The sequence below is a fragment of the Bradyrhizobium sp. 1(2017) genome (genome assembly GCF_011602485.2).
GTDB lineage: Bacteria > Pseudomonadota > Alphaproteobacteria > Rhizobiales > Xanthobacteraceae > Bradyrhizobium.
In genome coordinates this window covers 6290335-6302850 of record NZ_CP050022.2, presented here as the reverse complement: position 1 = coordinate 6302850, position 12516 = coordinate 6290335, and the positions used below count along the sequence as shown (strand labels likewise).

The 12516-nt window shown below is 65.1% G+C and carries 13 protein-coding genes; 12 read left to right on the top strand and 1 reads right to left on the bottom strand.

The window, feature by feature from the left end:
* The first annotated feature begins 164 nt into the window (after positions 1-164).
* The 7 genes from HAP40_RS29945 to HAP40_RS29915 all read left to right on the top strand — a co-directional run bounded on the left by HAP40_RS29945 (position 165) and on the right by HAP40_RS29915 (position 6178).
* Entirely contained in the window at positions 165-959 is a 795-nt protein-coding gene (locus HAP40_RS29945) for a thymidylate synthase (RefSeq protein ID WP_166814401.1), read from the top strand.
* Between the two features lie 6 nt (positions 960-965).
* Positions 966-1451, top strand: a complete 486-nt coding sequence (locus tag HAP40_RS29940; RefSeq protein WP_166814402.1) for a GNAT family N-acetyltransferase — start codon at positions 966-968, stop codon at positions 1449-1451.
* Entirely contained in the window at positions 1451-1963 is a 513-nt protein-coding gene (locus HAP40_RS29935) for a dihydrofolate reductase (protein ID WP_166814403.1), read from the top strand. Before HAP40_RS29940 ends, HAP40_RS29935 begins: the two co-directional genes overlap by 1 nt.
* 154 nt (positions 1964-2117) lie before the next feature.
* On the top strand, positions 2118-3260 hold the full coding sequence (gene hflK / locus HAP40_RS29930) for an FtsH protease activity modulator HflK (RefSeq protein ID WP_166814404.1): 1143 nt from the start codon (positions 2118-2120) through the stop codon (positions 3258-3260).
* Positions 3257-4153, top strand: a complete 897-nt coding sequence (gene hflC / locus HAP40_RS29925; protein WP_166814405.1) for a protease modulator HflC — start codon at positions 3257-3259, stop codon at positions 4151-4153. The genes hflK and hflC overlap by 4 nt, the downstream gene beginning before the upstream one ends.
* A gap of 171 nt (positions 4154-4324) precedes the next feature.
* The gene (locus tag HAP40_RS29920; protein WP_027560516.1) at positions 4325-4531 is read left to right on the top strand and encodes a DUF2065 domain-containing protein; all 207 of its coding nucleotides are present in this window, start codon (positions 4325-4327) and stop codon (positions 4529-4531) included.
* A gap of 141 nt (positions 4532-4672) precedes the next feature.
* Positions 4673-6178, top strand: a complete 1506-nt coding sequence (locus HAP40_RS29915; protein ID WP_166814406.1) for a Do family serine endopeptidase — start codon at positions 4673-4675, stop codon at positions 6176-6178.
* A 117-nt stretch (positions 6179-6295) separates the two neighbouring features.
* Here the strand turns inward: HAP40_RS29915 and serB are convergent, their stop codons facing one another.
* Positions 6296-7201 carry a phosphoserine phosphatase SerB gene (serB, locus tag HAP40_RS29910; protein ID WP_166814407.1) on the bottom strand — a complete coding sequence of 302 codons (906 nt, stop codon included), beginning with the start codon at positions 7199-7201 and terminating at the stop codon, positions 6296-6298.
* 11 nt (positions 7202-7212) lie between these two features.
* On the opposite strand from serB, the gene miaA reads away from it, so the two are divergent.
* From miaA to HAP40_RS29885, 5 genes are all read left to right on the top strand, one after another.
* Positions 7213-8169, top strand: coding sequence for a tRNA (adenosine(37)-N6)-dimethylallyltransferase MiaA (gene miaA, locus HAP40_RS29905; RefSeq protein WP_166814408.1), 957 nt, complete (start codon positions 7213-7215; stop codon positions 8167-8169).
* A gap of 328 nt (positions 8170-8497) precedes the next feature.
* Positions 8498-10273: an acetolactate synthase 3 large subunit gene (locus HAP40_RS29900; RefSeq protein WP_166814409.1), complete on the top strand. Its 1776-nt coding sequence runs from the start codon at positions 8498-8500 to the stop codon at positions 10271-10273.
* Positions 10274-10277: 4 nt separating this feature from the next.
* On the top strand, positions 10278-11249 hold the full coding sequence (locus HAP40_RS29895) for a threonine dehydratase (protein WP_166814410.1): 972 nt from the start codon (positions 10278-10280) through the stop codon (positions 11247-11249).
* A gap of 23 nt (positions 11250-11272) precedes the next feature.
* Positions 11273-11815: an acetolactate synthase small subunit gene (gene ilvN / locus HAP40_RS29890; protein WP_166814411.1), complete on the top strand. Its 543-nt coding sequence runs from the start codon at positions 11273-11275 to the stop codon at positions 11813-11815.
* Between the two features lie 3 nt (positions 11816-11818).
* Positions 11819-12514 (top strand): class I SAM-dependent methyltransferase, encoded by a 696-nt coding sequence (locus tag HAP40_RS29885; protein ID WP_166814412.1) that lies wholly within the window; start codon positions 11819-11821, stop codon positions 12512-12514.
* The last annotated feature ends 2 nt before the right edge of the window (positions 12515-12516 follow it).

The following is a 12516-nucleotide window of genomic DNA, read 5'->3' as shown; positions in this document are numbered from 1 at the left end:
ATCAAGCTGATAGGCGAGGGGGCGGGACGCTGGGTTCCGCCCCCTTGTCGTTTGTCCCGGGAACACTCAATTTTCCGGGTATAATCGGTGCGAACAGCGAATCGCCGCTGTCGCAGCACGGGGGGCGCCGTTAAGTTCGCCGCCTCCCCAAAGGCTCATGACACATGCACCAGTATCAGGACCTGCTCGAGCGGATTCTTTCAGACGGCGCCGAGAAGACCGACCGGACCGGCACCGGCACGCTGTCGGTTTTCGGCCATCAGATGCGCTTCAATCTGTCGGCGGGCTTCCCGATGCTGACCACCAAGCGGCTGCCGCTGAAGGCGATCGTGCATGAGCTGCTCTGGTTCCTGAAGGGCGACACCAACATCAAATATCTGCGAGACAACGGCGTCACGATCTGGGACGAGTGGGCGGATGCCAATGGCGATCTCGGCCCGGTCTACGGCCATCAATGGCGCTCCTGGCCCACGGCCGACGGGCGGAGCATCGACCAGGTCGCCAATGTCATCGACATGATCAAGCGCACCCCGGATTCCCGTCGGCTGATCGTCACCGCCTGGAATCCTGCCGATGTCGAGAAGATGGCGCTGCCGCCCTGTCACCTGCTGTTCCAGTTCTATGTCGCGAACGGCAAGCTGTCGTGCCAGCTCTATCAGCGCTCGGCCGACGTCTTTCTCGGCGTGCCCTTCAACATCGCCTCCTATGCGCTGCTCACCATGATGGTGGCGCAAGTCACGGGCTTGAAGCCAGGCGATTTCGTGCATTCGCTCGGCGACACCCATCTCTACTCGAACCATCTGGAGCAGGCCCGGCTCCAGCTCACCCGTGCACCGCGCGCATTGCCGGTGATGCGGATCAATCCTGACGTGAAGGACATCTTCTCCTTCCGTTACGAAGACTTCGAGCTCGTCGGTTACGACCCGCATCCGCATATCAAGGCGGAAGTCGCGGTCTAGCACCCTATGTCGCCGAACATCCGCCGCGCGCGTCCGGGCGAAGCCGGGCTTGTCCTGGCTTTCATTCACGAACTCGCCGAATACGAGAAGCTCTCGCACGAGGTCGAGGCGACCGAGGCGATGATTGCGGATGCGCTGTTCGGCGACAGGCCGCAGCTGCATTGCGCGATCGCCGAGTGGAACGGCGAGGCGGTCGGCTTTGCGGTGTGGTTTGCGAACTTCTCCACCTTCAGCGGCCGCCACGGCATCTATCTCGAAGACCTCTATGTGCGGCCGTCGCATCGGGGCAGGGGCCTCGGCAAGGCGCTGCTGGTCTATCTCGCCAGGGAATGCGTCGACAACGGCTGGTCACGCCTGCAATGGTCGGTGCTCGATTGGAACGCGCCGTCGATCGCGTTCTACAAATCGCTCGGTGCCGTCATGATGGACGATTGGACGCTGTGCCGCGTCACCGGGCCGGCGCTGACACGGCTTGCCGGGAGCGAGGTCTGATGGAGATCGTCTTCGTCGTCGCGATCGCCGAGAACGGCATCATCGGCGCGGGCAACGCGATCCCTTGGCGCCTGAAATCCGACATGGCGCGCTTCAAGGCGCTCACGATCGGCAAGCCCGTGATCATGGGCCGCAAGACCTTCGAATCCCTGCCTCGCCGTCCGCTGCCGGGCCGCACCAATATCGTCATCACGCGCGATGTGGATTATCGCGCCGCGGGCGCAATCGTCACGACATCGGCGGCGGATGCGGACGCGGTCGCGCGCGGCGATGCCCTGCGGCGTTCCGTCACTGAGGTCGCGGTGATCGGCGGCGCCGAGATCTTTCGGCAATGGCTCGATCGCGCCGATCGCCTCGAAATCACCGAAGTGCATGCGCGGCCCGACGGCGACACGCATTTCAACGTCGACACGGCAGAGTGGGATGAGGTGGCACGCATCCGTCATCCTGCCGGCCCCGACGACAGCGCCGACTTCTCCTATGTGACATATCGTCGGCGGGCGGGCCATTAACCGCATTCGCCAATGTTAACGTTGACTTTTCTGCCCCCGAGCTTAGCTCGGAAGGCAGCCAAGGCTGCGTTGTAAGGGACCTGCCTGTCCCCTATAAAGCCGGACCGGACAAAGCGGGCGGGGGGCAATTTCACCCTGCCGAGGAGAGCGTCGAATGCCGTGGAAGAATCAGGGCGGTGGCCCGTGGGGCTCGGGTCCAAAAGGACCATGGGGCTCAGGCCCGCAACCGGTCGGGCCGAGGCCGCCGGATCTGGAAGACCTTCTGCGGCGCGGCCAGGACCGCCTGCAGCAGATCATGCCGGGCGGCTATTTCTCCGGCATCGGCATCACGCTGATCATCCTGCTCATCATCGCGTTCTGGCTGCTGTCGGGCTTCTTCCGCGTGCAGTCCGAAGAGCGCGGCGTCGTGCTGCGCTTCGGCAAGCATGTCCGCACCGTCGATCCCGGCCTCAATTATCACCTGCCCTATCCGATCGAGACCGTGCTGTTGCCGAAGGCATTGCGCGTCAACACCACCTCCATCGGCATGACGCTGATCGACGATCCGGCGCGGCGCGGCCGTTCCATTCGCGACGTGCCGGAAGAGAGCCTGATGCTCACCGGTGACGAGAACATCGTCGACGTCGATTTCACCGTGCTCTGGCGCATCAAGCCGGACGCCGGCGGTGTCGGCGCCTTCCTCTTCAACATCCAGAACCCCGAAGGCACCGTGAAGGCGGTCGCGGAAAGCGCGATGCGCGAAGTGATCGGGCGCTCGCAGATCCAGCCGATCCTGACCGGCGCCCGCAACACGATCGAGCAGGGCGTGCAGGAGCTGATCCAGAGGACGCTGGACAGCTATGGCGCGGGCATTCTCATCACCCAGGTGCAGATGCAGAAGGTCGATCCGCCGGCGCAGGTGATCGACGCCTTCCGCGACGTGCAGGCGGCTCGCGCCAATCAGGAGCAGCTGCAGAACGAAGCGCAGACCTACGCCAACCAGGTCGTGCCGCAGGCGCGCGGACGCGCGGCCAAGATCCTGCAGGACGCCGAAGGCTACAGGGAGCAGGCGATCGCCGAAGCCAAGGGCCAGAGCGCGCGCTTCCTGAAGATTTACGAGGAATACAAGAAGGCACCCGACGTGACGCGTGAACGGATCTATCTGGAGACGATGGAGCGCGTGCTCGGCGGCGCCGACAAGCTCGTCTATGACGGTGGCCCCTCGGGCCAGGGCGTTGTGCCCTATCTGCCGCTTCCCGAACTGGCCCCCAAGCGACAGCCTACGGCCGGTCCGCAGTCGAGCGGAGGCAGCCGATGAGATCCCCGGTTACAGGTTTCGTCACACTGCTCGGACTGCTCCTGGTCCTGATCGTGGGCTACATGTCGCTGTTCACGGTGCAGCAGACCGAGCAGACCATCGTGCTTCGCTTCGGTGAGCCGGTCGACGTCATCACCGATCCCGGCCTGCACTTCAAGGCGCCGTGGAACTCGGTGATCAACATCGACAAGCGCATCCTCGATCTGGAGAACCCGTCGCAGGAAGCGATCGCTTCCGACCAGAAGCGGCTGGTGGTCGACGCCTTCGCGCGCTATCGCATCAAGAACGCGTTGCGCTTCTACCAGAGCGTCGGCTCGATCCAGGCGGCCAACCTCCAGCTCACCACGCTCCTCAACGCGGCGCTGCGCCGCGTGCTCGGTGAGGTCACGTTCATCAACGTGGTGCGCGACGACCGCGAGAAGCTGATGCTGCGCATCCGCGATCAGCTCGATCGCGAAGCCGACGGTTATGGCATCGAGGTGGTCGACGTCCGGATCCGCCGCGCCGATCTGCCTGAGCAGAACAGCCAGGCGGTCTACCTGCGCATGAAGACCGAGCGCGAGCGGGAAGCTGCCGAGTTCCGCGCGCAGGGCGGCCAGAAGGCCCAGGAGATCAAGTCCAGGGCGGATCGCGAGGCGACCGTGATCGTCGCGGAAGCCAATTCGCAGGCCGAGCAGACCCGGGGCGCGGGCGATGCCGAGCGCAACCGCCTGTTCGCCGAGGCCTACAGCAAGGATACCGACTTCTTCGCCTTCTTCCGCTCGATGACGGCTTATGAGAACGGGTTGCGCTCCAGCGACACCCGCTTCCTCTTGCGGCCGGAGTCGGACTTCTTCCGGTATTTCGGTAACCCGTCCGGCAAGACGGCGGCCGAGACGACGGCGAAACCGTAAGCTCGAGCATGATCCGGAAAGGGCTGCAGCACTTTTCCGACAAGATCATGCTCAAACAACAGCCTGAAGCGCGATGACGATTCTGTCTGATCTCGTCGCGGGCTAGACAAGGGCGGCAGTTCTGCCGCCCTTCGTCCATACAAGAACAGCACGGCGGGAGGTTCCAATTCGATGAGGTCCATTGCGTTCGCCGACTTCCTCATCGGCCTGGGCATCCTGTTCGTGCTGGAAGGCTTGATGTTCGCGGCAAGTCCGAACTGGATGCGCAAGGCGATGAAGAGCGCCATCGCCACGCCGGACAACATCCTGCGGGCGGTCGGGATCGGTTCGGCCGTGGCCGGCCTGATCCTGATCTGGGTGATGCGGCGCCCGGTTTAGCGTCGCGCCAACGCCAAAGTGAAGGCGAACAACCGGTTTTCGCCGTAATATCGGGGTCTTGAGGCCCGTTAAGCTCCGCGCTTGCGCCGTCCCCCCGTTCGAGCGCAGTCTGACGCCAAATCCTATTCTCTGGAGATCACAATGACCGCTGCCACCATTGCCCCGTCCCGCTTGCACCATTGGGTGCGAACCGGGCTGGCCGCGCTCGCCATCGGTGCTTTCGGCGCGTTCGGCACGCCGGCTCAGGCGCGTGGACCGGACGGCATCGCCGACGTCGCCGAGAAGGTGATCGACGCGGTCGTCAACATCTCCACCTCGCAGAACGTCGAGGCCAAGGGCGGCGGCAGCAACACCATGCCGCAACTGCCGCCCGGCTCGCCCTTCGAGGAGTTCTTCGACGACTTCTTCAAGAACCGCAGGGGTCCCGGCGGCGGCAGCAAGGGTGGCGAGAACACCCCGCCGCGCAAGACCAACTCGCTCGGAAGCGGCTTCATCATCGACACCGCGGGCGTAGTCGTGACCAACAATCACGTCATCGCCGACGCCGACGAGATACACGTCATCCTCAACGACGGCACCAAGATCAAGGCCGAGCTGGTCGGCGTCGACAAGAAGACCGATCTCGCCGTGCTCAAGATCAAGCCGCCGAAGCCACTGGTCGCGGTGAAGTTCGGCGACTCCGACAAGCTGCGCCTCGGCGACTGGGTGGTCGCGATCGGCAATCCCTTCAGCCTCGGTGGCACTGTGACGGCCGGCATCGTCTCGGCCAAGAACCGCGACATCTCCTCGGGACCGTATGACAGCTACATCCAGACCGACGCTTCGATCAATCGCGGCAATTCCGGCGGTCCGCTGTTCAACCTCGACGGCGACGTCATCGGCGTCAACACGCTGATCATATCTCCCTCCGGCGGCTCCATCGGCATCGGCTTCGCCGTGCCGTCGAAGACGGTTGTGGGCGTCGTCGACCAGCTTCGGCAGTTCGGCGAGCTGCGCCGCGGCTGGCTTGGGGTGCGCATCCAGAGCGTCACCGACGAGATCGCCGAGAGCCTCAACATCAAGCCGGCGCGCGGCGCGCTGGTCGCGGGCGTCGACGACAAGGGCCCGGCAAAGCCGGCCGGCATCGAGCCCGGCGACGTTGTCGTCAAGTTCGACGGCAAGGACGTCAAGGATCCGAAGGACCTGTCCCGCGTCGTCGCCGACACGGCGGTCGGCAAGGAGGTCGACGTCATCATCATCCGCAAGGGGCAGGAGCAGACCAAGAAGGTCACCCTCGGCCGCCTGCAGGATCCCGAAAAGGTGCAGGCCGCGGTGAAGACCGATGAGCCTGCGCCCGAGAAGCCGGTGACGCAGAAGGCGCTCGGCCTCGATCTGGCAACGCTGAGCAAGGATTTGCGCACGCGCTACAAGATCAAGGAGAGCGTCAAGGGCGTGGTCGTCACCAGTGTCGATGCCAATTCCGACGCCGCCGAAAAGCGGCTCTCCGCCGGCGATGTCATCGTCGAGGTGGCGCAGGAGGCGGTGTCGAGCGGCGCCGACATCCAGAAGCGGGTCGATCAGCTCAAGAAGGACGGCAAGAAGTCGGTGCTGCTGCTGGTCTCCAATGCCGACGGCGAGCTGCGCTTCGTGGCGCTGAGCGTGCAGTAACTTCATCCGTCATTCCGGGGCGATGCGAAGCATCGAACCCGGAATCTTGAGGTTCCCCGGTGCGCAATTGCGCACCTGAGGTCTGGTGCTTCGCGCCATCCCGGAACGACGAGTGTGTCAGGCCTCCACGAACTCGTCCCGCCGATACCCCTGCGCATACAGCAAGGCGGTGAGGTCGCCGTGATCGATCCGCGCCGCGGCGGCGGCTGCGACGGCCGGCTTGGCGTGATAGGCAACGCCGAGCCCCGCCGCCTGGATCATCGCGAGGTCATTGGCGCCGTCGCCGACCACGACCGAATCGAGATCGTCGAGATCGAACGATTCCATCAGGTCCACCAGCGTCGCGAGCTTCGCGGCACGGCCGAGGATCGGCTCTTTCACCTCGCCGGTGAACTTGCCGTCGCGCACGACGAGCTCGTTGGCGCGGTTCTCCTGGAAGCCGATCTTGGCGGCGACCGCGGTCGTGAACAGCGTGAAGCCGCCCGAGACGAGGCAGGTGTAGGCGCCGTGTGCCCGCATGGTCGCGACCAGCGCGCGGCCGCCGGGGGTCAGCGTGATGCGTTTGGCCAGCACCTCGTCGACCGCGCTGGCGGGCAGGTCCTTCAGCAGGGCCACGCGCTCGCGCAGCGCCGGCTCGAACTCGATCTCGCCGCGCATCGCGCGCTCGGTGATGGCGGCCACATGCGCCTTCACCCCGACGAAGTCGGCAAGCTCGTCGATGCATTCCTGGCCGATCATGGTGGAATCCATGTCGGCGAGAAAAAGCTTCTTGCGCCGGAAGCCGGCTGGCTGCACGACGATATCGATGGGCAGGTCGCCGCGAAGCTCGCGGAGCCGCTGCTCGATGGCGTGACGGTCGCCTCCGAGGTTACTGTCGGCCCCGAACGGAATGTCGACCGCAACCCCGTCGAACAGCCAGTGCGCGGGAGCTGCCTGAGGCAGCACGGCGCGGGCGCCGTCGACGATGGTAGAGTCGAGGGCGGGATTGTCGGGATTGCAGATCAGCGTGGCGACGAGGGACATTTGAGGTTTTCGTGAGCGAGAGGCAAGTCGGCAGAAGTCCTGTTGGCAAGGCCGTGCTTATCGCAGGCCCGACCGCCAGCGGCAAGTCGGCGCTGGCGCTGGAGCTCGCGCTCGCTGCCGGCGGCGTCGTCATCAATGCCGATTCCATGCAGGTCTATCGTGATCTGCGCATCATCACGGCGCGGCCGACGGGGGCGGATGAGGCGCTCGTGCCGCATCGTCTCTATGGCCATGTCGATGCGGCCGTGAATTTCTCGGCCGGCGCCTGGGTAAGCGACGCGGCGAAGGCACTCGAAGAGGCGACGTCCGAGGGCCGCCTGCCGATCTTCATCGGCGGCACCGGGCTCTATTTCAAGGCGCTGACGGCGGGCCTTTCCGTGGTGCCGCCAATTCCTGGAGAGGTGCGCGAGGACGTGCGCGCGCGGCTGGAGCGGAACGGCGTCGAGGCGCTGCACGCGGAACTTGCGCGCCGCGATCCGCGTGCAGCCGAACGATTGAATCCGCGCGACCGCACCCGCATCGCGCGTGCGCTCGAAGTGATTGAGGCGACCGGCCGGTCGCTGCTCGACTGGCACCGGGAGGGGCAGCCGCCCTTGCTGCCCAAGGACAGTTTTCACGCGGTGTTTCTCGCCCCCGAGCGCGACGATCTCTATGCCCGCATCGATGCCCGCTTCGATGCCATGCTGGGTGCCGGCGCGCTGAGGGAGGCCGAGCGGCTCGCCGCCAGACGGCTCGATCCCCTGCTGCCGGCGATGAAGGCCCATGGCGTGCCGGCTTTGATCCGGCATCTGCGCGGTGAGCTCAGCCTGGAGGAGGCCGCTGCGATCGGCCGTGCCGATACCCGCCACTATGCCAAGCGCCAGTTCACCTGGTTCCGGCATCAATTGCCCGAATTCGAATGGGTGAGACTGGAGGAGGCGAGGGGATGGCTCGCGGCGGTTGTGCGCGCGACCGAGGACCCCGACTGACGCGCTTTTGTGCCTGGTTCCCCCAATTTACCACTCGCCGAACCCCGGGAACACCGCTACACTGCCAAAATCGCGCGGGAACGGCCGCATTGCCTTGACATCCAAGCTTTGGCCGCTATGTTTCGCGCAACCTTTGGGAAGCCGGGCACCTGCCATGCGTAACATTATTACCAAACTTCTTATCGCCGTCGTACCCAGGCACACCGCCGGGGATGGCTAGCTGCCATCCACAAGACAGGCGGTGTGTGTGGGCCCTCTTCGGGGCCTTTTTTATTTCCCGAACCCGAACGAACGAAGCCGCTGACAACAGCGCATCCGGAGCAAGCCAATGAGTGACAAGAGCCACGATCCGAACCAGATGACCGGCGCCGCGATGATCGTCCGCGCGCTCATCGATCACGGCGTGACCGACATTTTCGGCTATCCCGGCGGCGCGGTGCTTCCGATCTACGACGAGATCTTCCAGCAGAGCGAAGTCCAGCACATCCTGGTCCGTCACGAGCAGGGCGCGGGCCATGCGGCCGAAGGCTATGCGCGCTCGACCGGCAAGCCGGGCGTTGCGCTGGTGACCTCCGGCCCCGGCGCCACCAACATGGTGACGCCGCTCACCGACGCGCTGATGGACTCGATCCCGCTGGTCTGCATCTCCGGCCAGGTGCCGACGCATCTGATCGGCAACGACGCGTTCCAGGAATGCGACACCGTCGGCATCACGCGCCCCTGCACCAAGCACAATTGGCTGGTGCGGGACGTCAACGACCTCGCCAAAGTGCTGCATGAGGCCTTCTATGTCGCAACCTCGGGCCGTCCGGGTCCGGTGCTGGTCGACGTCCCCAAGGACGTGCAGTTCGCGACTGGCACCTATCATCCGCCGCGCAAGTCCGACGTGCACCGCTCCTATGCGCCGCGCGTGAAGGGCGATGCGACGCAGATCCGCAAGGCCGTGTCGCTGCTCGCCAATGCCAAGCGCCCCGTCATCTACAGCGGCGGCGGCGTCATCAATTCCGGCCCCGAGGCGACCAGGCTCCTGCGCGAACTGGTCGAGGTCACCGGTTTTCCGATCACCTCGACGCTGATGGGTCTGGGCGCGTATCCGGCATCGGGCAAGAACTGGCTCGGCATGCTCGGCATGCACGGCACCTATGAGGCCAACATGACCATGCATGATTGCGACGTCATGCTGTGCGTCGGTGCGCGCTTCGACGACCGCATCACCGGCCGGGTCGATGCGTTCTCGCCGGGTTCGAAGAAGATCCACATCGACATCGACCCGTCCTCGATCAACAAGAACATCCGCGTCGACGTGCCGATCATCGGCGATTGCGGCAACATCCTCGGCGACATCCTCCAGGTGTTCAAGGCGGAGGCGAAGAAGCCCGACATCAAGTCGTGGTGGCAGCAGATCGCGCAATGGCGTGCCCGCAACTCGCTCTATTACAAGAAGAGCAACGACGTCATCCTGCCGCAGCACGCGATCCAGAGCCTGTTCGAGCTGACGCGCGGCAAGGACACCTATATCACGACCGAGGTCGGCCAGCACCAGATGTGGGCCGCGCAGTTCTACGGCTTCGAGGAGCCGCATCGCTGGATGACGTCGGGCGGTCTCGGCACCATGGGCTACGGCCTGCCGGCGGCGATCGGCGTGCAGGTGGCCCATCCGGACAGCCTCGTCATCGACATCGCGGGCGATGCCTCGGTGCAGATGACGATGCAGGAGATGTCGACGGCGGTGCAGTACGAGCTGCCGATCAAGATCTTCATCCTGAACAACCAGTACATGGGCATGGTGCGGCAGTGGCAGCAGCTTCTGCACGGCAACCGCCTGTCGCATTCCTACTCGGAGGCGCTGCCTGACTTCGTCAAGCTCGCTGAAGCCTATGGCGGCGTCGGCCTGCAGGTGCACAAGCCCGCCGATCTCGAGGGCGCCATCAAGGAGATGATCTCGGTCAAGCGCCCGGTGCTGTTCGACTGCCGCGTCGCGGCGCTCGAAAACTGCTTCCCGATGATCCCCTCCGGCAAGGCGCACAACGAGATGCTGTTGCCGGAGCAGGCCAACGACGAGGCCACCGCGAAGGCATTCGCCGGCGGCAAGGCGCTGGTGTGAAGCCATGTTCGACCTGACGGAGCTCGAGCGCGCACATGCGATCGTGGGGCAGGCGGTGCCGGCGACGCCGGCACGCGGCTGGCCGCTGCTGAGCGAGCGCCTCGGCACCGAGGTCGTGGTCAAGCACGAGAACCACACGCCGATCGGTGCCTTCAAGGTGCGCGGCGGGCTGGTCTATCTGGATCGGCTGAAGCGCGAGCGGTCGGACATTCCCGGGATCATCTCGGCGACGCGCGGCAATCACGGCCAGAGCCTGGCCTTTGCCGCTGGCCGCCATGGTGTGCCGGCGGTGATCTACGTGCCGCGCGGCAACTCGGTCGAGAAGAATCGGGCCATGAAGGCCTTCGGCGCCGAACTGGTCGAGCATGGCGAGGACTTTCAGGCTGCGCGCGAGGAGGCCGAGCGTCGCGCGCAGTTCGCCGGTCTGCATATGGTGCCGTCGTTTCATCCGGATCTCGTGCTCGGCGTCGCCACCTACGCGCTCGAGCTGTTCCGCTCCGCGCCGGATCTCGATGTTTTCTATGTGCCGATCGGGCAGGGGTCCGGCATCTGCGGCTGCATCATGGCGCGCGACCTGCTCGGCCTGACGACCGAGATCGTCGGCGTGCAGTCGACCGAGGCGCCGTCCTACGCGCTGTCGTTTGCGGCCGGCAAGATCGTGACGACGGAGACCAGCAACACCCGGGCGGACGGCATGGCGACGCGTATTCCCGATCCCGATGCATTCGCGCTGATCCGCAAGGGCGCCGCGCGGATTGTCCAGGTGACTGACGACGAGGTGGCCGCGGCGATCCGCGCCTACTGGACCGACACGCACAATCTCGCCGAAGGCGCCGGCGCTGCCGCGCTCGCCGCGGCGCTTCAGGAAAAGACAAAGCTGCGAGGCAAGCGCGTCGGTCTCGTGCTGTCCGGCGGCAATATCGATTTCGATCTGTTCCGCCGTTGGGTCGGGACGGACACGCCGGCGATGGCGTGACGGAAAGACAAGAGGGGACGACAATGAACCAGCCCGCATCCGCCTATTTCATCGAAGACCGCCACGATCCCAACGAGACGCACACGCTGGCGGTGCTGGTGCAGAACGAGCCGGGCGTGCTCGCACGCGTCATCGGCCTGTTCTCGGGCCGTGGCTACAACATCGAAAGCCTCACGGTCTCGGAGACGGAAGCGCAGAAGCACCTGTCGCGCATCACCATCGTCACCACGGGCACGCCGATGGTGATCGAACAGATCAAGCACCAGCTCGACCGCATGATCCCGGTCTACCGCGTCGTCGACATGACCCTGACCAAGCGATCGATCGAGCGGGAGCTCGCCATGGTGAAGGTGCGCGGGCAGGGCGAGCACCGGGTCGAGGCGCTCAGGCTGGCGGATGCGTTCCGCGCCCGCGTGATCGACGCCACCACCGAGAGCTTTGTGTTCGAGATCACAGGCAATACGGACAAGATCAATCAGTATATCGACCTGATGCGCCCGCTCGGCCTCGTCGAGGTGTCGCGCACCGGTGTTGCCGCGATCGGTCGCGGGCCCGAAGGGATGTGAGCCATGCTGGCGCGCGACTGGTATTATAACGAGCGGAACCGGATGGGCATCGAGCCCGCGGTGGCCTCGATCTACGACAGCCACGAGGATGCCGATTTGCGGGCGCGCGCCGCGCTGAAAACGCTCGGGGTCCAGCGCGGCTGGCGCATCGCCGACATCGGCTGCGGCAACGGCGTGCTCGCCACCGAAGCCGCCCTGATGGGCGCCGAGGTCGACGCCATCGACATCTCGCCGGCGATGCTGGCGCTCGCCGAGATCTACGCGCGTGACCGCAAGGCGCCGGTGCGCACCCAATCGGCCGGCCTGCTCAGCTTTTCCTACGAGGCGGAGTCCTACGATCTGATCGTCAGCGAGTTCACGCTGCATCATCTGCCGGACTTCTGGAAGGCGGTTGCGATGTCGCGGATCTACCGCGCGCTCAAGCCGGGCGGAAGCTTCTACTTGCGCGACATCGTCTATGCGTCGATGCCCGATGCCGTCGAGCGCGACGTCGAGCAATGGGCCGATTTCCAGATCAAGAACCACGACTTTTCGCGCGATGGCGTCGTCACGCACATGCGCGACGAATATTCCACCTTCGGCTGGGTCATGGAACGGATGCTGACCGACGTCGGCTTCATGCTGGTCTCGGCCGATTACCACGCCCCCATGCACGGCACTTACCTGTTGCGGAAACCGAAAGCCGGCGAGCAAGGCTAGAC

What these genes read in the sequence shown, in the direction of transcription:
- HAP40_RS29945 (WP_166814401.1), top strand. Translation starts at nt 165, where the DNA reads ATGCACCAGTATCAGGACCTGCTCGAGCGGATTCTTTCAGACGGCGCC.
- HAP40_RS29940 (WP_166814402.1), top strand. Translation starts at nt 966, where the DNA reads ATGTCGCCGAACATCCGCCGCGCGCGTCCGGGCGAAGCCGGGCTTGTC.
- HAP40_RS29935 (WP_166814403.1), top strand. Translation starts at nt 1,451, where the DNA reads ATGGAGATCGTCTTCGTCGTCGCGATCGCCGAGAACGGCATCATCGGC.
- hflK (WP_166814404.1), top strand. Translation starts at nt 2,118, where the DNA reads ATGCCGTGGAAGAATCAGGGCGGTGGCCCGTGGGGCTCGGGTCCAAAA.
- hflC (WP_166814405.1), top strand. Translation starts at nt 3,257, where the DNA reads ATGAGATCCCCGGTTACAGGTTTCGTCACACTGCTCGGACTGCTCCTG.
- HAP40_RS29920 (WP_027560516.1), top strand. Translation starts at nt 4,325, where the DNA reads ATGAGGTCCATTGCGTTCGCCGACTTCCTCATCGGCCTGGGCATCCTG.
- HAP40_RS29915 (WP_166814406.1), top strand. Translation starts at nt 4,673, where the DNA reads ATGACCGCTGCCACCATTGCCCCGTCCCGCTTGCACCATTGGGTGCGA.
- serB (WP_166814407.1), bottom strand. Translation starts at nt 7,201, where the DNA reads ATGTCCCTCGTCGCCACGCTGATCTGCAATCCCGACAATCCCGCCCTC.
- HAP40_RS29900 (WP_166814409.1), top strand. Translation starts at nt 8,498, where the DNA reads ATGAGTGACAAGAGCCACGATCCGAACCAGATGACCGGCGCCGCGATG.
- HAP40_RS29895 (WP_166814410.1), top strand. Translation starts at nt 10,278, where the DNA reads ATGTTCGACCTGACGGAGCTCGAGCGCGCACATGCGATCGTGGGGCAG.
- ilvN (WP_166814411.1), top strand. Translation starts at nt 11,273, where the DNA reads ATGAACCAGCCCGCATCCGCCTATTTCATCGAAGACCGCCACGATCCC.
- HAP40_RS29885 (WP_166814412.1), top strand. Translation starts at nt 11,819, where the DNA reads ATGCTGGCGCGCGACTGGTATTATAACGAGCGGAACCGGATGGGCATC.